This is a genomic window from Mycobacterium aquaticum (genome assembly GCF_002086485.1).
GTDB lineage: Bacteria > Actinomycetota > Actinomycetes > Mycobacteriales > Mycobacteriaceae > Mycobacterium > Mycobacterium aquaticum.
Genome location: NZ_MVHF01000007.1, coordinates 53,345 through 76,199, shown reverse-complemented (window position 1 = coordinate 76,199; position 22,855 = coordinate 53,345). Strand labels below are relative to the sequence as shown.

The 22,855-nt window shown below is 66.1% G+C and carries 21 protein-coding genes; 9 read left to right on the top strand and 12 right to left on the bottom strand.

Annotated elements, in window-relative coordinates; translation table 11 throughout:
- Nucleotides 1-32 precede the first annotated feature (32 nt).
- Complete coding sequence (locus BST13_RS09725) at nucleotides 33-1,136, bottom strand: MmpL3/TtfA transport complex stabilizer (protein ID WP_245839474.1); 1,104 nt, start codon at nucleotides 1,134-1,136, stop codon at nucleotides 33-35.
- Nucleotides 1,137-1,640: 504 nt separating this feature from the next.
- Between BST13_RS09725 and BST13_RS09720 the strand changes: the two genes are divergently transcribed.
- Entirely contained in the window at nucleotides 1,641-2,372 is a 732-nt protein-coding gene (locus tag BST13_RS09720) for a DUF3060 domain-containing protein (protein ID WP_083163064.1), read from the top strand.
- Between the two features lie 3 nt (nucleotides 2,373-2,375).
- Here the strand turns inward: BST13_RS09720 and BST13_RS09715 are convergent, their stop codons facing one another.
- The 7 genes from BST13_RS09715 to BST13_RS09685 form a co-directional block, all read right to left on the bottom strand.
- On the bottom strand, nucleotides 2,376-3,149 hold the full coding sequence (locus BST13_RS09715) for an amino acid ABC transporter ATP-binding protein (RefSeq protein WP_083163062.1): 774 nt from the start codon (nucleotides 3,147-3,149) through the stop codon (nucleotides 2,376-2,378).
- Nucleotides 3,146-4,510, bottom strand: coding sequence for an amino acid ABC transporter substrate-binding protein/permease (locus BST13_RS09710; protein ID WP_083163392.1), 1,365 nt, complete (start codon nucleotides 4,508-4,510; stop codon nucleotides 3,146-3,148). The genes BST13_RS09715 and BST13_RS09710 overlap by 4 nt, the downstream gene beginning before the upstream one ends.
- A gap of 197 nt (nucleotides 4,511-4,707) precedes the next feature.
- Nucleotides 4,708-5,592: an NHL repeat-containing protein gene (locus BST13_RS09705; RefSeq protein WP_083163060.1), complete on the bottom strand. Its 885-nt coding sequence runs from the start codon at nucleotides 5,590-5,592 to the stop codon at nucleotides 4,708-4,710.
- A 1-nt stretch (nucleotide 5,593) separates the two neighbouring features.
- Nucleotides 5,594-6,259, bottom strand: a complete 666-nt coding sequence (locus tag BST13_RS09700) for an esterase (RefSeq protein ID WP_083163058.1) — start codon at nucleotides 6,257-6,259, stop codon at nucleotides 5,594-5,596.
- Between the two features lie 34 nt (nucleotides 6,260-6,293).
- Entirely contained in the window at nucleotides 6,294-6,731 is a 438-nt protein-coding gene (locus BST13_RS09695; RefSeq protein WP_083163056.1) for a DUF6636 domain-containing protein, read from the bottom strand.
- 34 nt (nucleotides 6,732-6,765) lie between these two features.
- Nucleotides 6,766-7,521 carry a glutamate racemase gene (locus BST13_RS09690; RefSeq protein WP_158087136.1) on the bottom strand — a complete coding sequence of 252 codons (756 nt, stop codon included), beginning with the start codon at nucleotides 7,519-7,521 and terminating at the stop codon, nucleotides 6,766-6,768.
- Nucleotides 7,518-9,458 (bottom strand): methyltransferase domain-containing protein, encoded by a 1,941-nt coding sequence (locus tag BST13_RS09685; RefSeq protein WP_083163052.1) that lies wholly within the window; start codon nucleotides 9,456-9,458, stop codon nucleotides 7,518-7,520. Before BST13_RS09685 ends, BST13_RS09690 begins: the two co-directional genes overlap by 4 nt.
- 88 nt (nucleotides 9,459-9,546) lie before the next feature.
- On the opposite strand from BST13_RS09685, the gene BST13_RS09680 reads away from it, so the two are divergent.
- Nucleotides 9,547-10,683, top strand: coding sequence for a BTAD domain-containing putative transcriptional regulator (locus BST13_RS09680; protein ID WP_083163050.1), 1,137 nt, complete (start codon nucleotides 9,547-9,549; stop codon nucleotides 10,681-10,683).
- Here the strand turns inward: BST13_RS09680 and BST13_RS09675 are convergent.
- Nucleotides 10,671-12,125: a serine/threonine-protein kinase gene (locus tag BST13_RS09675; protein ID WP_083163048.1), complete on the bottom strand. Its 1,455-nt coding sequence runs from the start codon at nucleotides 12,123-12,125 to the stop codon at nucleotides 10,671-10,673. The genes BST13_RS09680 and BST13_RS09675 overlap by 13 nt on opposite strands.
- 157 nt (nucleotides 12,126-12,282) lie before the next feature.
- Here BST13_RS09675 and BST13_RS09670 point away from each other — a divergent pair, with 157 nt between their 5' ends.
- Nucleotides 12,283-13,362: a D-2-hydroxyacid dehydrogenase gene (locus tag BST13_RS09670; RefSeq protein WP_211296055.1), complete on the top strand. Its 1,080-nt coding sequence runs from the start codon at nucleotides 12,283-12,285 to the stop codon at nucleotides 13,360-13,362.
- A gap of 78 nt (nucleotides 13,363-13,440) precedes the next feature.
- On the opposite strand, the gene BST13_RS09665 is transcribed toward BST13_RS09670, so the two are convergent.
- Together BST13_RS09665 and BST13_RS09660 are read right to left on the bottom strand one after the other, a co-directional pair.
- Entirely contained in the window at nucleotides 13,441-14,769 is a 1,329-nt protein-coding gene (locus BST13_RS09665) for a hypothetical protein (protein ID WP_142282763.1), read from the bottom strand.
- A gap of 521 nt (nucleotides 14,770-15,290) precedes the next feature.
- Complete coding sequence (locus BST13_RS09660) at nucleotides 15,291-17,018, bottom strand: PE-PPE domain-containing protein (RefSeq protein WP_158087135.1); 1,728 nt, start codon at nucleotides 17,016-17,018, stop codon at nucleotides 15,291-15,293.
- 278 nt (nucleotides 17,019-17,296) lie between these two features.
- Between BST13_RS09660 and BST13_RS09655 the strand changes: the two genes are divergently transcribed.
- Nucleotides 17,297-17,593: a hypothetical protein gene (locus BST13_RS09655; protein WP_083163042.1), complete on the top strand. Its 297-nt coding sequence runs from the start codon at nucleotides 17,297-17,299 to the stop codon at nucleotides 17,591-17,593.
- Here BST13_RS09655 and BST13_RS09650 read toward each other — a convergent pair whose 3' ends face one another.
- Entirely contained in the window at nucleotides 17,594-18,514 is a 921-nt protein-coding gene (locus BST13_RS09650; RefSeq protein ID WP_083163040.1) for a TauD/TfdA dioxygenase family protein, read from the bottom strand.
- A gap of 197 nt (nucleotides 18,515-18,711) precedes the next feature.
- On the opposite strand from BST13_RS09650, the gene BST13_RS09645 reads away from it, so the two are divergent.
- The 5 genes from BST13_RS09645 to BST13_RS09625 all read left to right on the top strand — a co-directional run bounded on the left by BST13_RS09645 (nucleotide 18,712) and on the right by BST13_RS09625 (nucleotide 22,852).
- The gene (locus BST13_RS09645; RefSeq protein WP_064948303.1) at nucleotides 18,712-19,008 is read left to right on the top strand and encodes a DUF4193 domain-containing protein; all 297 of its coding nucleotides are present in this window, start codon (nucleotides 18,712-18,714) and stop codon (nucleotides 19,006-19,008) included.
- A 100-nt stretch (nucleotides 19,009-19,108) separates the two neighbouring features.
- A complete protein-coding gene (locus tag BST13_RS09640; protein WP_083163038.1) occupies nucleotides 19,109-19,672 on the top strand; it encodes a hypothetical protein in 564 nt (187 codons plus the stop codon).
- Entirely contained in the window at nucleotides 19,669-21,006 is a 1,338-nt protein-coding gene (locus BST13_RS09635) for a Dyp-type peroxidase (RefSeq protein WP_342744287.1), read from the top strand. The genes BST13_RS09640 and BST13_RS09635 overlap by 4 nt, the downstream gene beginning before the upstream one ends.
- A complete protein-coding gene (locus tag BST13_RS09630) occupies nucleotides 21,006-22,010 on the top strand; it encodes a hypothetical protein (protein WP_083163036.1) in 1,005 nt (334 codons plus the stop codon). Before BST13_RS09635 ends, BST13_RS09630 begins: the two co-directional genes overlap by 1 nt.
- 11 nt (nucleotides 22,011-22,021) lie before the next feature.
- Nucleotides 22,022-22,852, top strand: a complete 831-nt coding sequence (locus BST13_RS09625) for a bile acid:sodium symporter family protein (protein WP_245839473.1) — start codon at nucleotides 22,022-22,024, stop codon at nucleotides 22,850-22,852.
- The last annotated feature ends 3 nt before the right edge of the window (nucleotides 22,853-22,855 follow it).

Sequence of the window (22,855 nt, the reverse complement as noted above, 5' to 3'; positions counted from 1 at the left end):
ACAATGTGCGATTCTGCGTCTGCTCGCGAAGGTTAGACGGCGATGGGCTCGCGGGCCGGTGCGGCAAGCTCGCGCACCGCCGCAGGCCCGGAGGCCAGCTGCGAGTACAGCGCGGGCAGTTCGGCCGCGACGTCGACGGCGTTGACATGGCCGGTGTAGTCGGCGATGAAGACCCGGCCGCCGTCGGCGCGCACGGCGACCGCGGAGGGCTGGGCATTGACGTCGACGCTGCCGATGATCTCGCTGGTCAACGTACACAGCACGCTCACGCGGTCGTAGTCGACGATGTAGGCGCGGGTGGCGTCCGGGCTGAGCACCAGCTGCGTGGGCGCGCCGCCGACGCCGATGGTGCCGAGGACCGTGCCCGCCGCGGTATCGATGACGTGCACCTCACCGCGGTACTGCAGATCCGAGGTGAGCGCGTAGGCGATTCCGTCGGCGCCCAGTGCAATGTCGCGGACCGGGGCGCCGATCCACACCGTGGACTCGACATGTGCGGTCTCGGTGTTGATGGCCACCAGCCGGCTGCCCCGCGGACCCGAGGTGGCCGCGTAGAGCCGCTTACCGGTGGAATCGACGCGCAGCGCGTCGAGGTTGATGCCCGCACCGGTGGCGATGTCGATGGTGCCGACCCGCTCGGCGGTCACGTCGATGACGGCGACGTCGATGCGGTCGTGGCCGCTGCGGCCGGCGAACACGCGCTTGCCGTCCGGGCTCACGGTCAGTGCGGTCACATTCATGGCCAGCGGATACTCGGCGAGCACCGCACCGGAGATGGTGTCGACGACGGCGATCGAGTCATGACCGGCGCCGGCGATGCTGACGTAGGCGCGATCGTCGGCAGCGGCGATCGCGAACGGTTCACCACCGAGCCGTACCGAACCGACGACCCGCAGGGTGTCGGGGTTGATGACGGTGAGGCAGTCGCTGCCGTAGTTGGTCACCACGATGGTGTCGCGGTCGGCATCGACGGCGATGTCGGCGATGGGGCCGCGCTGGACTTCCACCAGGCCGGCGACGTCCAGGTCGTCGAGGGCCCCGTCGAACGCGACGCTGCCGGCCGCATTCTCTGCGACAGCAGCCTCACGACGAAGCAGATTGCTGATCGCACGCAGGAAGTTATTTGCCATGGTCATCGGCACCTCCGCCGGCATGGCGTTCACCGGCACTAGATTCCAGGGTCTGTCTGCGCCAGGGTGGCGCGGTTGGATCGAGTCTAGCGACGAAAATGGGCGCCCTTCATCATCAGCTCGGCGCCCCGGCCAACTGCCGAGCCATTCTCTCAGGTTGCGCTTAGGAAATTCTTCGTTACGGGGTCGTTATGTTTTGGTAGCAATACATTGCACGTCAAGTTACCTGGCAAGACGCTGCCAGCGGCTATCACCCGGCTGACATCGCGCAATGGTGTTGGCGAAATGGCCTCTTACCATTCCAGACAAAAATGAGCGATAAATCACACTTCGACACGCCAGCAAACTTTTCGAATCCCCAGGCGACGGCAAGCGACCACACCGGCTGACCCCATGTTACGGCTGGGAAAGCTGAGCCCGGGTGGGGCAGATGTTCGCTGGACATGACCCCGCTCACACCTGCATCGTCAACCGCCCGCACCCGGGCGCCGCGTATGCGAGCATCACCGCATGGACCCGCAGGACGATCCCGAGGCCCGCATCCGGGACCTGGAACGCCCGCTCGCCGACGCCGCCTACGCGTCGGAATTGGGGACCGGGTCCAGCACCCCGCCGCCGACCCAGCCGCTGACCGCCGACAACCAATTCCCGCCACCGACCTACAGCGGACAATTCCCGGGCCAATACCCGCCGCCGACCTACGGCAACCAGTACCCGGGCCAGTTCTCCGGCTATCCCCCGCCGCCGCAGCGAAGCTCGGGCAGTGCCGTGCGCGTGCTGGTGATACTGGCCGCGGTCGGCTCGTTTCTGGTGGCCGGCGGTGTCGCGGCGTACCTGATGTTCGGCAGCTCGCAGAACACCGGATCCAGCGGCACCACCACCAGTCGCTCCACGAAGACGACCGTTCGCACCGCGCCGACCCACACGCAGACGGTCGTGCCCACGCCGCCCTCCGCCTCGGTGAGCCCATCCACACCCGGCCAGCCGGTCACCGTGACGGGCATCAACGAGAACCGGACCATCGCGTGCACCGACAACGCCGTGATCGTGCAAGGTATCCAGAACACCGTGACCATCACGGGGCACTGCGCCACCGTCACGGTGTCGGGTATCCAGAACACGATCACCGTCGATGCCGTCGACACAATCGACGTCTCCGGGATGGAGAACCGGCTCACCTTCCACGCGGGCGAACCACAGATCTCCAACTCCGGCTCGGACAACACCGTCGAACAGGGCTGAGGCTCACAGCACCTTCGACAAAAACTCCTGCAGCCGTGGATGTTTGGGGCTGTCGAAGACCTCGGCCGGGGTGTCGTCCTCGACGATGTTCCCGTCGGCCATGAAGATCACTCGCGACGCCACCTCCCGCGCGAAGCCCATCTCGTGAGTGACCACCACCATCGTCATGCCTTCCGCGGCCAGGGTGCGCAGCACTTCGAGCACATCGCCGACCATTTCAGGGTCGAGCGCGCTGGTGGCCTCGTCGAACAGCATGATCGACGGGCTCATGGCCAGCGCCCGCGCGATGGCGACGCGTTGCTTCTGGCCACCGGAAAGCGTGGCAGGCTTGACGTTCGCCTTCTCCGCCAGCCCCACCTGGCCCAGCAGATCCAGGGCCCGCTTCTCGGCGGTGGCCTTGTCCATCTTCTTGGTCAAAAGCGGTGCCAGCGTGACGTTCTCGATCACCGTCATGTGTGGAAACAGGTTGAAGTGTTGGAACACCATGCCGATGTGCTGGCGGACCTTGTCGAGGTCGACCTTGGGGTCGGTCAGGTCGTAGTCGTCGACCACGACCTTGCCGTCGGTGATGTCCTCGAGCTTGTTGAGGCACCGCAGGAACGTCGATTTCCCCGAACCGGACGGCCCGATCACGCAGACCACCTCGCCCTGGCTGATGGTGGTGTTGATACCGTCGAGGACGACCAGGTCGCCGTAGGCCTTCTTGAGGCCCTCGATGCGGATCTTGACGGTGCCTTCTGGTTCGGCCGCAACCGATTCCGGGACGAGGTGAGTCATTTCACGAGCCTCTTCTCGAGTCGGTCGGACAGTTTGGTGAGCGCCATGATCACGATGAAGTAGATGATGCCGATGATCAACCACATGTTGAACGACTGGAAGTTACGGGCGATGATCAACCGGCCGGTCTGGGTGAGTTCGGCGATGCCGATCACCGACAGGATCGAGGTGTCCTTCAACGTGATGACGAACTGGTTGATGTAGGACGGGATCATGGTCCGGATCGCTTGCGGGAGAATCACCTTCCGCATGGTCGGCAGGTAGCCGATGCCGAGGCTGCGGGCCGCCTCCATCTGGCCTTTGTCCACCGACTGGATACCGCCGCGCACGATCTCGGTCATGTACGCACCGGCGTTCAGCGACAGCGTGATGATGCCCGCCGTCATCGCCGTCATCTGGAAGCCGAGCGCGGCCGGGATACCGAAGTAGATGAAGAACGCTTGAACCAGAAGCGGTGTGCCACGGAAGATGTCGACGAACGTGGTGCCGATGGCACGTAGCCATATCGACCGCGAGACCCGAAACAACCCGAAGATGATGCCGAGTACCAGGGCGATGGCGATCGAGACGATCGTCAGGATGATGGTCATCTTGAGGCCGGCCATCAGGATCGGGAAGGTGCTCTTGACCAGGCCCAGGAACGAGTTGTCGTTCTCGGTGGCGCCCTTGCCGAGGTAGGTCTCGATGATCTGGTCGTAGCGGCCCGAGGATTTGAGGTTCTTCAGGCCCGCATTGAATTTCGCGAGCAGCTCGGCGTTCTGGCCCTTGTTGACCGCGAACCCGTAGCTCGATCCGCTCTCCTTGGGCGTCACGGTCTTGAATCCGTTGCCCTGCTGGATGCCGTAGTTCAGCACCGGATAGTCCTCGAAGACCGCCACCGAATTGCCGGTGCGTACCTCGTCGAACATCGACGACGAGTCGGCGAACGACACGATGTCGAACCCGTACTTGTCCTTGATGGAGGCCGCGAATTGTGCACCCTCGGTGCCGTTCTTGACCGCGACGCGCTTGCCGCGCAGGTCCGCGTAGGACTTGATGTCGTCGTTGGTCTTGAGCACCGCCATCTGCACGCCCGATTCGAAGTACGGGTCAGAGAAGTCGAAGACCTTCTTGCGTTCGTCGGTGATGGACATTCCGGCGATCACCCCGGCGGCCTGGCTGGCCTGTACCGCCTGCAGCGCGGCATCGAAGCCCAGTGGCTTGATGTCGACGGTGAAGCCCTGATCCTTGGCGATCTCGCGCATCAGGTCCATGTCGATGCCCACCAGATTGCCCTGTGCGTCCTGGAATTCGAACGGGGCGAACGTAGTGTCGGTGGCGATGACATAGTGTTCCCCGGCCGCCGAGGCGGGCGCGGTCATACACAGTGCGATGCCGAGCACACCGACGAACACGGCCGCGATGACGGCCGTGAGTCGGTGCAAGGGCCGTGTTGCCCGCGTGATGGCGCGGCCCGGCGAGGGGGTGACTCGCATTTTGCCTCCGATCCAGATGCGACGGGCCTCACGCTATCGTCGCCACGGCTGTCCGCGAGGGATCTCGGGCCAATCGCTCAGTGTCACCCCTGAATCAGCCGCAGCACGCGCTTGTCAGCGCCGTCGGTCACCACCACGCTGCCGTCGCCGGCGACCACCACTGCCCTGGGCTCTGACAAACCCGTGAACGGCAGCGGAGTTGGGGTGTCCGCCCCCGCGGCGAGCTGGTACACCTGATGCTCGCCGGTGACATACACGTCGCCGGTGGCGTCGACCGCCACTTGCCCCAGCAGGCTCACGTCGGCGAACGGCAAGCGCGTCGGGGTGCTCGCACCGGGCGCGAGCTTGAGCACACCCTTGGCCGGGTGCGTCACGTCACCGGTGTCGGCGACGACGTAGACGTCGCCCGCTGCGTCGACCGCCACGTCTTCTGGCTGGTGCAAACCTGGGAAAGGCAGTGCGGACGGCGCATTCGCACCCGGCGCCAACTTCCACACCCGATCCACGTCACCGCGGCTGTGCAGACGTTCCACGGTCTCCGCTCGATCGGTGACATAGACATTTCCGACTGAATCCACCGCCACTCCGGCCGGGTTGCCGAGGTCGCCGAACGGCAGTACGCGTGGCGACGCCGCGCCGGCAGGCAATGTCCACACCCGGCCCATGCGATCGGTGACGAAGACGTCTCCAGCGGCGTCCACCGCAACGTCCTCGGGTCCGGTCAGGTCGGGGAACGCCAGCGCAGTCGGCGAATTTGCACCGGGCGCCAACGTCAGCACCCGATTGTCGAAGGTGTCGACCACGTACACCGTGCCCGCGCCGTCCACCGCGATACCGCCCGGCTGGGCTAGCCCGTGGATCGGCAGCACCTCCTGTCGGGGCCCGGCGTAGGCCGGGGCCGCGAGTGCCGTCGTCGCCATCAGCACCGCGGCGACGAGGCCGACCAATCGCGCTCGGTCGATGCCCATTTCAGGCCAACACCGCGGCCAGCTCGGCGCGTGGCACCGAGATTCGTTGTGCCCCGTCCACTTGCGACAGCAGGAGACCCTGCGCGAAGAAGAAGATCACCGCGTCATCGGTCACCGCGAAGTTCTGGTACGCCGTCTCGTCGAGGTCATCGATCGACTCCGAGACCTCGGCGCCACGTTTTCCCAACTCGCGCTTCACAATCGGTGTCAGCAGCTGCGCGGCGTTCGCTCCGGGACGGAACAGTGTGGCCAGGGTGATCGGCACAGACCGGGTCACGTCGTAGTTGAACGCTCTGAACGTACCCACCGGGTGGGCGCCGAAGTCGGAGTTCAGTGCGATCACCAGGCTGCGGGTGGCTGCGGACTGATACGCGGTTCCCGACATCGCCAGCACGTGGCGTACGTGCATCGGGTCGTGTTCGGCGGCGGTGACCCATTCGTCGCGGGTGCGGGTCACGAAGTCCTGCACCGGCTGCGGGTCGGGATAGCCGACCGGCACGCTGACGTCCAGACTGTAGTTGGGCGTGCTGGTACGGCTCGTGCACACCTGATGTGCGCTGACGGTTCCGCCCAGGTCAGCACACAGTGGCTGCGCGCCGGCCATCCCGGGCGTAGCGCCGATCAGCAGTCCCGCCGTCACCACGGCTGTCTGCAGCAGTCGTCTCATCGCAGGTATTCCTCTCTCCGGTCAGCCAACTGACTCAGCCGAGCTCGAGCGACTCACGGGACAGCCGCAGATAATGTCCGGTGCTGTTGTCGGTGCATGTCATCCGCGCCGGTTCACTGTGGCAGACGATGGGCCCCGCCGAACGGCTTTGGCCGTAGGCCAGCGTCGGCAGTCCGGGGGCGAAGTTGGTGTCGCCGTGGCAATGCACGACGGGAGCACTGCCCTGCTTGATGCTGATGCGGTCGCCCCAGCCGAGGTGGCAGTCGGCGGGTTTTTGAGGCGGGGTGTAGCTGTAGTCACGGATTTCGCATTCGGCCCCGTTGGTGCCGTCGAAGCTGGTCGACACCAGGCACATGATGTTGCCCGACGGCGTGATGAACGTGGACGCTGCCGGGCAGGCCTGGGCGGTTGCCGGAAAAGCGAGGCAGGCCGCGCCGGCGGCGAGTGCGATGTGGCGCCAAACTGTGGTCATGGGCTAAGGCTGCGGGGCGCGCCTTGCGGAATCCTCAATGAACTCTCGCGGCCAGCAGGTCGGTGGCCCAGGCGGTGGCCGCTGCGCGGCGCATGGCGTCGGGATCGCCGGTGGTGAGGTAGGTGCGGGCAGCCCGCCGGGTAGTGCCGCGGGCTTGTGGGTGACGCTGAGCCACGGCAGCGGCGAAGCGCTCGGCAGGATCGAGAAGCATGATGTCCCCGAGCACGGCCGAGAACCACGGGGTCGCAGCCGGATAGTGCGTGCAGGCCAATATCAGGGCCTGCACGTGGCGCAGCGGCGCGACGATCCCCCTCAGGTCGGCGAGGAATTGCGGGGACCCCAGTCGTCCCGCTTCGATGTGCGCCGAGAGCGGCTGGGCGACCCGTGACAGCACCACCCGGCCGGGCCGAGCCAGCCCGCGCCGGTAGCACCCGCTGGCGATGGTGCGACGCCCGCCCACCACGCCGATGGGGCCGCGGATCTCCTCGGGAACCGAGGCCACGCCGTGCCCGATGATGCCTTCCACCGGGACCGGCACCGACCTCAGCCGTGCCGTGACCGTGCTGGCGGCATTGCAGGCCAGCACCACTTCGGTGGCGCCGCGGCGCGCGAGGGCGGTGACCACCGCGGTGAGCCGTGCGACCAGTTCGCCGGTGTGCATCCGGCCGTACGGCGTGACGCCGGTGTCGGACCAGTACAGCACGTCAAGACCGGGTGCCAGTTCGTCCAAGGCCCGCACCAGCCCGACACCGCCGACGCCCCAGTCGACGATGCCAAGACATGCGTTCACGGGTACGTGAGCGGGGCGGTGCACCCCTTGGGAAGCGGTCCGGAGTCGAAGGCCACCACGCGTTGAGTGGATGTGGCCGTCAGCAGATCCAACCCGGTTCCGGGGAACCGGCTGGCGAAGTACCAACGGTATTCGTGCTCAGCGCGAATCGGATTGCGCGCCAGCATCTTCAACCAGTCCGGATGTGAGGTCAGGGCGGCCAGATCCGCGGCGAACCGTGGTCGGGTACGCCGGGTGCGCAGGTGCGCCAGTGCGGAGCGGGCCAAGACGCCCAACTCCTTCATCCGCACCGGCTGGGCCACCATGTCGACAACCCACAGCCGCCCGCCCGGGGCGAGCACCCGGCGGATCTCGGCCATCACCGGATCCCAGTCCAGATACCGGAAGGACAGGAACGAGATGACCACGTCGAACTGGTCGTCGGGAACATCCAGCGCGGGGCTGTGCACCTGCAGGAAACGTAACCGACGACTGTCCTGGCTGCGCTCGCGGGCCCGGGCCAGCATCGGGGCCGAGCTGTCCACCCCGACCGCGAAATCGATCAAGCCGTCATCGTCCAGGGCCCGCAGGAGAGCGCCAGTGCCACAACCGATTTCCAGCACCCGCAGACCGCGGCCGAGCTGGGCCCGCACCTGTGCGGCACGCTGCGCGACCCATCGCCACTCGGCGCCGCGGACCCTGATGTCCACGTAGGCACGGTCGTACAGCTCGGCGACCGGATCGTAGGTGCCCGCCGACTGGTTCACAGCGAATCCCCCGGCCGGGTCGCACTGCACCGGCGGCCGCGCCGCCGCGCCGAGATACTTGCGGACCGAACCGGTCCAGCCGTGCGACTTGTGCCCGGGAGTGTCGATCAGATAGAGATTCTGACGCGTCTCGGGTTGCCGGCCGGCCCACGCGAACCGGTCGCGGCGCGCGGACACCGTGGTGTAGTCGCGGTTCCCGAAAGTCGCCACCCCGAAGACATCGGCGAAAAACGGGGCGAACCAGCGCGCCGTCCGGCAGGCGTGGAAATACGCCCGCCCGGTGGCGCTGAACGGTATGGTCATGGTCCGCCACTCGTGCGGCGAGAACTGCTCGGGCCATTGCGTCGAGCCGAACATCGGCCCGTACATCCCGGAGTGGCTGATCAAGTGCAACTCTCTGATCTCCCGGCCGGTGTCGGCCAACCGGGTCATCGCACTGATGAAGTCGGCCTTGCGATTCAGGCCCGCGACCACGACGTCGGCCTCCGGATTCGCTGCAGCCAACTCTCGGGCCATGGTGGCCGCGGCCGTCGCGAACTCCGCCGAGCCGCCGCGGTAGGCGGTGGTGTGCGCCACCCAGATGACCGGCGGCGCGTGGCGTGCAGGTGCCACCCGTGCGAACGGGATCCGGGCATGGTCTCCTTGCGGGATCCAGGCTCCGTAGTTGCCGACGAGCTCGAGTACCTCGCGACGCTCCAGATCGAATACCCGCATGCTGTTGGCCGGCGGGCTGTACAGATGCAGGCTCAACCCGCCGTCGGGAGCCATCATGTCGTGGATCACCTCGCTGGTGATGCTGGTGACCGCGCCTGCCGGCAGCGTGTCGCTGTGGGTGACGACGAGGTCCTCACCGTCCCAGTCGAATCGCCGCTCCACGAACGTGCCCTCGAGGAGAATCACGAAACCTCCTGCACCACCGTGATCGTGGGGTGCGCAACGCTGCCCCGGGTGCCAACGGGCGAGCATGATCTCGACCTCGTCATCGACCCGCAGGACCAAGCGGGAGTATGGCTCGCCGGGCTGTGCGGTCAGCGCCGCAGCGGCCAATTCGGGGCGGGCCTGAGCGACGCGGGTCAACACCTCGGCGTCGGGAACATTGCCACCGACGGCGGCGGCCGCCAGCGTGTCGAACATGGATGCCAGCCCGGCGAGTGGGTCTTGCCGGATCGGCTGGGGCGCGATGGTAGTCATGCCGCCAGGGTGCGGGGCCGCCCTTGTGGGATTCTCAATGAACCACACAAGGATGTCTCGTCGACCGGCTGGAGGGTGCGAAAGCGCGATGGGGACAACTCGACTCGGGTTCGGCCTGCTGGGACCATTGCAGTTGACGGTCGACGGGACACCCGCGGCGCTGGGCACCCCGAAGCAGCGGGCTGTCCTGGCCGTCCTTCTGATCAACCGCAACCGGGTGATCAGCATGGATGCACTGATCGACGCCGTCTGGGATCAGAACCCGGTGCCCGCGGCCCGCGCGACGGTGCACACGCACGTGTCCAACCTGCGCCGCCTGCTGGGCAGCGGGTCTTCATCGGTGTTGGCCAGCGCGGCACCGGGATACCGGCTCTCGGTGGCCGCGGGTGACTGCGATCTCGATCGATTCGTCATCGAAAAGACAGCAGGTCTGCGGGCGGCGGCGGACGGGCGATTCGAGCAGGCCACCACGCATCTGTCGGCGGCTCTGGCGCAATGGCGCGGACCTGCCCTGGATGATCTACGTGCGTTCACGTTCGCCGACACCTTTGCCGCCGCACTCGCGGAAGACCTCGTCCTGGTGCAGACCAGCCGCGCCGAAGCCGAGATCGCCTGCGGGCGCGCCGCGACCGTGATCAGAGACTTGGAAGAGCTTGCCGCCGAACACCCTTACCGCGAACCGGTGTGGGCACAACTGATGACCGCGTATTACGCCGCGGAACGGCAGTCCGACGCCCTCGACGCGTACCGGCGGCTCAAGACTGTGCTGGCCGAAGACCTGGGCATCGACCCCGGGCCCACTCTGAGTGCGCTGCACGCACGCATCCTGCGGCAGGAACGTCTCGACATCAGACAGGCCGCCATGGCGACCGCCGTCCGGACCGTCAGCGGTGGTCGTCCCACGGATGGGCCGGGGGTCGGGGTCGCCGCGTTACGCGATGCCGCCGGGCGGCGGTACCCGCTGCGGCCGGCGGCCACGCGGATCGGGCGCCTGCCCGACAACGACATCGTGCTCGACGACGTCGACGTCAGCCGCCACCACGCGGTGATCATCGACACCGGAAGCAGTTTCGTGATCACCGACCTGAGGTCGGCCAACGGTATCGAGGTGCAGCACCAACGCCTACGCCCGAGCGCAACCCTCAGCCATGGCGACCACATCCGGATCTGCGGCTACCGGTTCACCTTCGAAATCGACAGCGTCCCCGGCCATCACCACAGATAGACGCGGGCGTTCTTGCCGCCTGTGCAGGTGATCCAGCTGTCGCCGGGAAATTGCTGGCAGTGCATGAGGAAGTTCGCGCCGTCGCACAGCGCTCCCGGCACCTTGCTGCAGTCGACTGCGCCGGGCGCCGACACCGCGCGCGGCAACGGACTCGCGTTGCCGTACTCGGCCCAGTACGACGTGAGCACACTGTTGGTGAAAAGGCATGAGGTTTCCGGTGTTCCGCGTCCGGCGCGGCTGCCGAACCCGGTTACGGTGGTCGCCGTGAAGCCCTGATCGCACGACTGATGCAAGGCGCTCTGATCCGGCCCCGTAACCAGCGGCGGCAGCGGGCCTCCCGGCGACGGACCCGCCGTGGACGTCGCGGCGGCAGGCCCGGCCGGCTGCCCCAGGTTGTTCGCGAGCATGCCGATCACAATCCCGATGGCGCCGACAATCAGCGCTGCGGCAATCGCGAGCACCGTCGGCAACACCCAGCTGCGGGACCGACGATGCGCGTCGGGATCACGCGGCGCGGGTACCGGTAGGTCCCTCGTCGGGTCGGGCGCCTCGGTGACAACAGTTGCCGCATAGCGCCCTTGCGATCCGGTTGCACCACCGGTGCGTGACGTGGCGCCTCCCCCGCCCTGCAGGGCGCGCTGCGCGGCGCGGGCCAGACCGCCTGCCGTCCCGAACCGGTCATCGGGGTCCTTGGCCATGCCGCGGGCCACCACGTCGTCAAATGCGCTGGGCACCAGAGGGTTGGCCACGCTGGGCCGCGGCGGCGGCGCAGACAGGTGGGCTGCGAAGAGGCTCTCCTGACTGTCGGACGCGAACGGGGTTTCGCCGGTGAGCGCCTCGTATAGCACGCATGCCAAGGCGTACGAGTCCACTGCCGCGGTGATCAGCTGGCCGGTAAACCGCTCGGGCGCCATGTAATTCAGCGTTCCGATCCGGGTTCCCGCGGTCGTCAACCGGCTGTCCCCGCGGGTCTCGGCGATACCGAAGTCGACGAGGTAGGCGAAGTCGGCCGGGGTGACGATGATGTTCTGCGGCTTGATGTCGCGGTGGATCAAGCCTTCGGCGTGGGCCGCATCGAGCGCGGCGGCGATCTGACCGACGATGTTCACTGCTCTGGCCGGTGCGAGCGGGCCGGTGGCGATGAGCTCGGACAGCGTCTGGCCCTGCACCAGCCGCATGTCTATGTAGAGGCTGCCGTCGATCTCGCCCCAGTCGTGGATCGGGATGACGTGCGGCTCCTGCAGAACGGCCGCTGCGTGGGACTCCCGCTGGAAGCGGGTCCGGAACGTGACGTCGTGGGAGTACTCGTCGGCGAGGATTTTCAGAGCGACCGTTCGTCCCTTCTCGGTGTCATACGCCTCGTACACCTCCCCCATCCCGCCCTTGCCGAGCACACGCGTGATGGAGTACTTGCCGAAGGCGGTACCGACGCGCGCGTTCACTGCTGATCCCCTTGCTCTCTCGGATACAGACGCAGTATCGCTGTCGCGGCCGGACGGTGCGGTTGTTTGCCGCACTGAGCGCGCAGTGACGGCGCCCATACAGGCAGTATGAGACCCGAATGTTGTTCGAAGTGCCGGAAACACAGTAGGGATCTCGATGACCGAACCAACCGAACGTACCGCCGCCAGGCCCAGCCGGCTCCGGGTGGTGGCCTCGACACCCATCAGTGAGGAGCTGATCGAACGGATCGTCCGGCGCGAACCGCGCGTCGACTTCATCCGGGACCAGACGCTGCTTCCCCCGCAGCGGTTCCCGGGTGACCACGTCGGCGACCCCGCTTTCCGCCGCACCCCGGAACAGCAACACGCCTTCGACGAGCTCGTCGATTCCGCGCAGGCTCTCTACGGCGTGCCCGAGGAGAACCCGGCCGCGCTCAAGCGCACGGTCGAGCACAATCCGGAGCTGCTGTGGGTACACACCATGGCGGCAGGAGGCGGCGCTCAGATCAAGGCTGCGCAACTCACCGACGACCAACTGGCCCGGATCCGGTTCACCACCTCAGCCGGGGTGCACGCCGAGCCGTTGGCGGAGTACGCCCTGTTCGGTCTGCTGGCCGGGGCCAAGACCCTGCCGAAGCTCTTGGCCCACCAGGCCGAGCGGGAGTGGGCCGGCCGGTGGGAGATGGGATTGCTCAGTCAGCAGCGCGTGCTGTTGGTCGGCCTGGGCGGCATCGGCAAGGCAGTCGCGGCCAAGCTCTCGGCGCTGGGGGTCACCGTCGTCGGCACCAGCCGTTCAGGCACGCCGGTCGACGGTGTCGACGAGATCGTCCACCCCGACGATCTCGCGCAGGCCGCTGCCGACGTCGACGGGATCGTGGTGAGCCTGCCTGGCACCGCCGCCACCGACGGGCTCGTCGACGAGAAGGTATTGCGGGCCGCAAAGCCCGGGTTCACGCTGGTCAGCATCGGCCGGGGCACCGTGATCGATGAGCAGGCACTGATTGCCGCCCTGCGCGATGGCCAGGTCGGGTTCGCCGCGCTCGACGTGTTCGCGGTCGAACCTCTGCCTGCCGACAGTCCGTTGTGGAGCGATCCGAAGGTGTTGATCAGCCCGCACACCGCCGCGCTGAACTCGGCCGAGGACCGACTGATCGCCGATCTGTTCGCCGACAACGCCGGCAGGCTCCTCGACGGCCGGCCGCTGCGCAATCCCGTTGACACCGTTGAGTTCTACTGACGGCTGAGTGCTACCGACGACAGTGGCCCCGTCCAGCGACAGCGAGCGGGCTGGACGGGGCCACTGCGGTCTCATGGGTTACTCGCTGCCACCACCGGCATTGCCGGAACCGCCCGAGCTTGAGCCGCCGGACTTCGCCGAGCTGCCGGCCTTGGCGGATCCGCCGGTTGTGCCTGCTTTGGTGCTCTTGCCGCCGAGACCCGACACGGCGTCCTTGAGCCCCTTGCCGGCGTCCTTGAGCGCACCGCGGATGCCATCGCTGACGTCCTTGAGCCGGTTGGCCTTGGCCGCGGAGGTGCCGGTCTTACCCGCCTTCGGGCTGCTCTTCGTGGTGCCGGTGTCCGGCGCCGTCGTTTCGGTAGCCGTCGAGGACTGCGCGTCGGTGCTTGTGCCGGGCGTGGCCGAGGTCGCCGCCGCACCCTCTGCATCCTTGAACCCGGCGTCCTTGACGCCGGCGTCCGCGGTGGTCAGCTTGCCCTTGGGCGCCTCGATGGCCGGGGCCACATCGAGTGTCACGGTGTTGGCTGCGGTCACCTTGGTGACGTTCGCCTCGGGAAGCGCGAGTGTCGTGGTCTTGGGCGTGATCGCCTGCGCGACGAGATCCCTGAGGGTCAGCAGCCCGGCGGCGATGCCGTAGGGCCCGAGCAGACCGGCAGCGTAGTCTCCGGCCAGCTTGTCACCATTGATGACGGCCTGAGCCAGGTTCGGCCCGAAGCTGAGGACGGCATTTGCGACTTGTTCGGCATTGCCGGACTTGAGGCCGGCGACGATGTTGTCACCTGCCCCGCCCACAGCGTTCGTGACGTCCCCGAGGACCTGAATCGGCGCCACAAGCGGCCCCAGCAGGTTGCCGAAGTTCTCCAAGCTCAGCATGTCGACGACGGCGAGCGCATTCGCAATGGGCTGACGCAGCGCATTCTGGAAGTTGGTCCAGACCTCGGGTTGCCCGAACATGATGCCGACCACGGTCTCGACCACCGGTCCGAGCAGCGCGTTCTGGAACGTGGTGAGGCCGGCGGTGATCTGCCCGGCGGACAATTCCTGGAGCGCTTGCTGCAGCTCCGCAGGCGTGCCTGCGTATGCGTCGCTGAGGCTGCTGCCCAGCACCTGCACGAAAGCGCCGACCGCGGCCGCGCTGCTGAGCTGGTTCTTCACGATCTGCGACAGAATCGGCGCGGGGTTCTCGGCGACCCGGCCGCCGAGCGCCGATACGTTCTCGAGCGCCTGCGCGAACACCGCACCGAACTGCTCGATCGGGTTGACCAACGCCGACAACTCGACCGTCGAAGTATGTACCTCTGGCACCTTCAGGTCGGGCATCGGCGGTGCCACGGGGCTCACCGCCACGGCGCCGATCGCGGCGACCGCCACGCCTGATGCGAGGTACGAGCGAACAGCTAGCTCCACAAAAACTCCTTTGCCATGTCATCCCCCGGCCGATCAACTTACCTGACAGTAAGTTAATTGCAAGCCAAAACTGCATGTCAAAGCTCTTCGATCCTTGCGTATGCGACCATACCGGGCCACGCAACATCGTTTTCGTAGTTAGCTACCCAATCGCAGTCACCACGTCTCCAGATTCCGCAGCAAACCCCATTCGCAACCATTACGGCGCCAAACACGCAAAGAGGAAGCCCGATACCGGCCCCAGAGCAGCCCTACGGACACCATTAGCTGACGGCTACGTCAGTCGAGCCGGGGCCAGCTTTCGTACCGGCCGGTAACCACGAACTGACTATGTCTGCCATCACGTTGCCGGCTGATCGTGACACGCATCACCCGCGCCCGTCGTCAGCGAAAGCCTCGGGCACTGGGGTAGACGCATTCAGCAATATGTCGTTTACAAACTCCACAGCATGTCTAGTTCGCTGTCGCACACCGGTCATGTGTAAAGCACGGATCGCGCAGCCGTCGTCGACCACGATGATTCAGAACGGTAGGTGGAACCCACCGAAGATGTTCGGCAATGCCGGCATGGGCGGCGGAGGCGGCAGCGCAGGCATCTGCGGGGGAACGAACGCCGGAATCACCGGCGGCGGCAGCATCGGCGGCGGCGCCGCGGGCAGGTCCGGCACGAACGGCGCGGGCGCAACGGGCGCTGCGGGCAGGTCCGGCAGCGCGGCGGGCAGCTCCGGGGCCGCCTCTACGGGAGGCGCCTTGGGCACCAGTGTCGGCAGTTTCACCGGAAGCTGCGTCGGCGGGTCGAGAGCAATCGGCGCGGGGCCGGGCATCTCGAGCTTCGGCGGGGTCTGCGCGGGCGCCTGGTGGACCGGAACCGCGAGCGGGATCGGTTGGGGCGTGGCCTGCACAGGTGCAGACCACGGCATGGTCAAGTCCCGTTTGGGCGACACCGACGGCGCTTGCGCCACCGTCGGTGTCGCCGGAACCGATGGCGCTGCAACCGGTTTGGGCTCTACGGCCTGCCAGCCGCCGAGGCGTGGTCCGATGGGCAGCGCCGCGGAAGGCGGCTTCGCGACGGCAGGCTGGGCGGTCGGAACCGAGGGCGCGGTGCCGGCGGCCGGCGCGGCGACGTTCGATGTCGGCGCCGGTACCGGAACACCGTTGGTGTCGAACGATCCTGCATTGACCGGCGGTCCGCCGACACCGTACGGACTGCGTTGGTCCACCGGCGCGGTTCCGAATGGCCGGATGTTGGCCGCTTCCTGCGCGCCGTCATCGAGCCCGGTCGGGATGGCGACGATGAAGTTGACTCCGGTCTGCGCCGGATTCGGGAAGTACAACACGTTGATCCCGGTCGGCTGCCCCGGGCTGACGGTCCGGTCGTAGCCAGACTCCACCAGCACCCGCGTCGGCGCATCCACCACCGCCAGAACCGGATCCGGCACGCCGGCCTGGGCCAGCGGCATGAGCAGGGGCAAACGGTTACTGGGAATCATGTAGTACTGCGTGTCGCCGTAGGACCCCTGATAGATCGCGTTGCCCAGGCCGACGCTCTGGTAGTCGCCGTGCACGTAGTAGATGCCGGCAACAGCGTTCGCCGTGGCGAGCGGGTTCAGCGGATTGAGCGGGAAGTCCGACCATCCGTCGTACTGCCGGGTGACGTCGACGGTCTTGAAACTGGTATTGGTCGGTGTCGCCCCGTCGAAGGTGACTCCGAGGATGGGTATCTGCTGGCCCTGGAACCGGGACAGCACACCGCCATTGGGGCGGTTCGGATTGCCGATCAATACGAACGACACCGGCAGCGTCGAGCCCGAGGCGGCCAGATCGCGCTTCTCGATCGATGCGATCCGAGCGCTCTGCGAGTAACCGAAAACGACGATCGGGGTGCCCGCGGGTTGTGCGTTGATCGCGTGGTCCAGGTTGGTCGTCCCCTGCGCCACAGACTGGTCGAACGGCATGGTGCCCGATACGGGCATGAACTGTTCCGGAGTGGATACCGCTGTGGGAGTGCAGGTTTCATCCCCACAAAAGCCCGTGAGCACGATGTAGTTGTTGGTCGCGTCGTTCGTGTAGGTCTCGATGAACTCGGGGCTGTCCTGCGGTGAGCTCAGCGGATGTCCGGTGCCGCCCATGATCAACGCAGTCGCGGCCACAAGAACCAGTGGCATCACCATCGTCTGCGCGCCGGCCAGAACGATGGTGGTGGCCATCGCCAGCATCACGACGGCACAGGTGCGGAGTACACGGCGCACGAGAAACCCCTCAGCTATGAGTGTGGTGTCCCCGGCAAGAGAATTCTGCATGGCGACCTGCCGTCGCGCAGCCGAATCTCCATGTTTCCCGTTACTGCCATCGAACTGCCATATTTTTGCCAGCAAACCGCCAAATCCGCTGCAGCTGCACGGATCCGTCTGCGGATCGATAGCCAGAAATAGAGGTAGTGGACTACTCGTGAAGCCACGCCGCCGCGGCCGTACGTTTCTTACATCAGCGTCAGCGTTCCCGACGCTTCGATCAGAGGAAGTTCGAAATGAGTAAGGTCCGAACCACTTCCCTACACAAAAACGTTGCCGCCCAGTCGAATACCCCGGTAGCGACCACCGCGGCGCCGGCCCTGATCACCGAGCAGCAGGTACTGTTCAGCACCGCGGCGGCCGTGGCACTGCCCCGACGCAGACGCCTCGGCGACACGGTGTCACACGCGATGTCGTCGGCGGCCACCTGGTGGCGGACCCGCGCTGAACGCCGACCGGTCCGCCACGACCACCCGTCGCGGATGAGCTACCTGGAGAGCTCGATGATGTCCCGGGAGATGGACCGGCTCTGATCAGCCTGCCAGGCGTACCGGATCGACGACATCGGCGTAATGCGAGGCATCGCCTGCGATGACTCGGCTGCGCTGCCCGTGAACGTCGACCGGGATGTCACCGGCGAGCGTGACGCGGCTCAACCGGCGGAACTGGTCGTCGTAATCGGCCACCGCGTAGTGCTGGGTTGCCCGGTTGTCCCAGATCGCCAGGTCACCGAGCTCCCAGTTCCACCGAATTGTGTTCTCCAGCTTGATCACCCGGTTCTGCAGGAGCTGGAACAGCGTTGTCGACTCGGCGACGCTCAACCCCACGAACTGCTTGATGAAGTGCCCGAGCAGCAGCACCCGCCGTCCGGTTTCCGGATGGACCCGCACCACCGGATGCTCGGTTTCGTAGTACTCCGACCGGAACTCCTCGCGGTATTCGCGTTCGGTGTCGGCGAGCTGTTCGTGGCGGCCGTCGAAGTCGGTCGCGTAGTCGTACTGGTTGGTGTGCACCGCCCACAGGTTCTCCACCAGGGCGCGCAGCGGTTCCGGCAGACGGTCATACGCGGCCTCGGTCGATGCCCACGTCGTGGTGCCGCCGTAGCTGGGCAGGGTAACCGCGCGCAGCAGCGACGCTTTCGGGACCCGGTCGACGAACGTCACGTCGGTATGCCAGCTGTTGGCCTTCTCGTATCGGGAGTCGATCGGCAGGATCCGCTCGCCGCGCGACGTGACGGTGGGGTGCGCCGTCGTCGGCACACCGAGCAGGCGCGCGAAGGCCAACTGATGATCGTCATCGAGATGGTGCTGGCCGCGGAAGAAGATCACCTTGTGTTCCAGCAGCGCATCGTTGATGGCGGCCACTGTGGCCGCGTCGAGATCGCCGCTTATTTCGACTCCGTCAATACGCGCCCCGATGTTGGCGCCGAGCTTGACCACCTGCAGTGTTGACACTCCGTCACCTTCGGCGGGAATTGTTGCCTACGCCACCATTTGGCTCAACCGGAACCTAATTGAGCAGCGGCAAAACGCTGAGGACATCGTCAATCTTCAGCAGTTTGTCGTCTATGCTTCGCGCCGGAAACAATGCGGGAACAATATGCGGTCAGTCGGCGTTCTGCGTGCACAGGTCTCGACAGGGAGGGTCACCAATGGCAACTGATTACGACGCACCTCGGGTCAAGGAAGCTGACGAGTCCACCGAGGAGTCACTTGAGGAGCTCGCCACTCAGCGGCGGGCGTCGACCGACACCGCGGTGATCGATGAGGATGAGGTTGTCGACTCCTTCGACCTGCCCGACGCCGATCTCACCGGTGAAGAACTCACCGTGCGGGTGATCCCGAAGCAGGCCGACGAGTTCACCTGTTCGAGCTGTTTCCTGGTGCAGCACCGCAACCGCTTGGCGTTGCAGCAGGGCAGCCAGCAGATCTGCGTCGACTGCGTCTGACGCACATATCCGTCGGGGCCGCATGAACATGCGGCTCCGACCGATATTTCCCCCGGATCGGGGGATGGCCGGCTCTTAGTTGGTGCATAGTGTCATTGCCATGTGGCACAACGGAAATGAAGCCTGGTCTCGACCCGCAGCACAAGCCCTTCCCAAGGAGGGCTACTTCGAGCTCACCCGCGGCCGCTACGGTCCCGTCTATCCGCGGACCCCGGCGTGCTACGGCTTCAACATCATCGCGAAGGTGCTCGACGGCCACGAGCAGGCGATCCGCGACTACGGCAAGCAGCTAGAGGCGGCCGTCGCCGCGCAGCCCGACGTCCTTGCCCCACTGAAGCTGCACTACCTGCGGTGGCAACTGTTCGACGTGGGATCCGGACTGCATTTCCAGTACCAAGGCATCTTCGACACCGACTTCGACAAGTACACCGAGGACGCCGTCAAACTGTTCAGCTCGACCGGCATCACCACGGCGTTCACCCATCTGGAGGGCTTCCCCGAGGACTGGAAGACCAACCCGGAGGCCTTCATCCGGTTCGTCCGGGACCACCAGGTACCCAGCTTCCTCGAGTACGGCGAGTATCCGTACGTCACGTCCGATGAGATCAAGAAGGCCCTGCGCCTCAAGGCCGCCTTCTCGGACATGCTGGACCAGATGCAGTGACCGACCTCGAGTTCGACGACATTCAGCACATCATGCTGACCGGGACGCCCCATCTGACCGGTCGGTACGAGTTCCTGAGCTTCGACACGCCCGAAGCGGGGCGGGCCTGGTTGGCCGAGATGGTTCCGCTCGTGCAATCGGCCACCGATGTCCGCAAGACAGTCAACATCTTCAAGCGTTGGGTCAATCTGGCCTTCACTTGGACTGGACTACGCGCACTGGGTCTGGACGACGAGTCACTGGCGACCTTCCCTGCCGAGTTCCGGGAGGGCATGGCGGCGCGCGCGGACATCCTCGGTGACACCGGAGCGGCCGCACCCGAACACTGGGTAGGTGGGCTCGCGGACGACGCCCTACACGCGATCGTCATCCTGTTCGCCCGCGACGAGGACGAACGCTTGCGCTGTGTGGCCGAACACGATGCGCTGCTCGCGCGCTGTCCCGGTGTGCGGTCACTGTCGCATCTGGATCTGGCCGCCACGGCACCGTACGAGTACGACCATGATCACTTCGGGTATCGCGATCCCGTGTCTCAACCGCAGATGCAGGGTTCCGGCGAGGTGCTGATCCCCGGCGCGGGTGGAGCACTGCAGCCGGGCGAGTTCATCCTGGGTTACCCGGACGAGGACGGGCTGGTGGCGAACAGTCCTGCGCCCAAAGAGCTTTTGCGCAACGGCAGCTATATGGCGTACCGCAGGCTGGAGGAGCACGTCGGGGTGTTCCGCGACTACCTGAAAGAACATGCCGACGATGCCGAAGGTGAGGAGCTGCTGGCCGCAAAGTTCATGGGCCGCTGGCGCAGCGGAGCACCTTTGGTGCTGGCGCCCCAGCACGACGATCCAGAACTGGGCGCGGATCCGATGCGCAACAACGATTTCGACTACGGCGAGATGGATCCGCACGGCTACGCCTGCCCACTCGGCTCCCACGCCCGCAGGCTCAACCCCCGCGATACCGAACCGAACCCGAACCGGCGCAGGTTGATCCGGCGCAGCGGCACCTACGGACCGGCGCTGCCCGACGGTGTCGCCGACGACGGGGTCGAGCGCGGTGTCGGGATGTTTCTGATCTGCGCCAGCCTGGTCCGCCAGTTCGAGTTCGCGCAGAACGTCTGGATCAACGACGCGGCATTCCAGGAGCTGGGCAACGAACACGACCCCATCTGCGGAACGCAGGACGGCACGCTGGACTTCACCATCCCGAAGCGGCCGATCCGCAAGGTACACAAAGGGTTACCCGCATTCACCACGCTGCGCGGCGGGGCGTACTTCTTCCTGCCCGGCCTCAGCGCACTGCGTTACCTCACGACATTGACAACCCAGGAGGCATCATGATGTCCCGCGCCCGTACCTACAACCAGGCCCACATCGCTCGCCCGCGCAACGGCAAGCGGCGGGTGTCCATCTACTGGTCGTGGAGCTACCCGTGGGAAGCGCAACGCGACCCGGCCCTGCTGTACAACCGGTTCTCGACCATGACCGAGGTTCGCCTGGCGACGTGGCCGGCCTACGAAGGACCCGAGTACAGCCCGCGGAATTTCCTGCAGGGTGTCGATGGAACGTTGGAGCTGTTCCACCGATCCTCATTGGGATTTCAAGACGTGGCCGGCGCTGTGACCGGGCATCCGGTAGCGGTATTCCAGCGGGTCGATCAAGCCGGTTACCGGCTGCCTGTCGACGAGCGGATCTTGGACGACACCGACACATTGATGATCTTCGGCCTCGACCACCTGCTGGGCGACGAGGCCGCGACGGATGACGAGATCGCCGCGATCCAGCAGTGGCTACGCCGCGAGGGCACCTGCTTGATGTTGGCACCGCATCACGACGTCGGGTTCGCCGATGACAAGGAACAGCAGCAGATGGAGTTCCTGCACCACGGCGATCCGCTGACGCCACGCATCCAACGATTCAGTGGCTACGCCAGGTCGCTGCTGGCGGGACTGAACATCCCGGTGCACAACACCTGGGGACTGCGCCCGGCCACGATCGAGGGAACCAAACAGATTGTGCCGCTTACAACGTTCCGGGACCTGGATTCTGCCGGCCTGCTGCGCGACGTCACCACTCTGGCACTGCATCCGCACCTGCCGCACTACGCGCTCACCGCACCCGAGGGCCCAGAACTTCGAGTACTGGGCCGGCAGTTGATCGACCAGACTCGGCCGCATCCGTTCACCCTGGCGGGCAACACCGAGTTCAACGCCCTGATCCACATGCCCCCGACCGGGGACCGCGCCGGGGATATCGTGCTGGTCGACTCCACGCATTTCACGACGCTCTTCGGCGCGAGTGACAGTCTGAAGTCCTTCTGGCGCAACCTCGTAACCATGGCCTGACGGAGATTGGCATGACCGATCTCCTCCTTCGCGGCTCGAATATCGCGGTCGTCTTCTTCGTCGTATCGAGCACGCTGGCCGTCGGTCTGAGCCTGACGGTAGGCCAGATACTCACGCCGCTGAAGAACGTTCGACTGGTCGCGCTGTGCCTCGTCGCCAACTTCGTGCTGGCCCCGCTGGCGGCGCTCGGATTGTGGAAGGCGCTCGGCCTCGACGAGCCGTTCGGGATCGGCCTGCTGCTGGCCGGGTTGGCAGCGGGCGCACCGTTTCTCATCAAGCTCGCCGAGTTCGCCAAGGCGGACATCGCGCTGGCGGTGGGACTGATGGTGCTCCTCATGGTGGTCACCGTGGGATACGTCCCGTTGGTCCTGCCGCTGTTGGTTCAGGGCACGGCGGTCAATCCCGTACGGATCGCGGTGTCACTCGTCGTGTTGATGCTCATCCCGCTGGCCATCGGTCTCGCGCTGCGGGCCCGCGGCCCGGGCATCGCCGGTCCCATCCGGCCCGCCGTCGGCATTGTGTCCAATGCCAGCATGGTCCTGGTGGTGCTGCTGACGGTGGCCGGCCATTTCCGAAGCGTCGTCTCGGTGTTCGGCACTTTCGCTGTGCTGGCCGCCGTGGTGTACACAGCCGTCTGCGCTGGAATCGGCTGGCTGGTAGCAGTTCCCGGAACCCGCGACGTGCTGGCGCTCGGGACGGCTCAGCGCAATGCCGCCGCGGCGTTCGTCGTGGCAGGCCAGAACTTCGGCGATCCGAAGGTGGTCGTGATGATCACCGTGGTATTGATCGTCGAGTTCGTGATGCTGCTGCCGTTCTCCCGTGCTCTCGCCCGGCGGAGCTGAAGT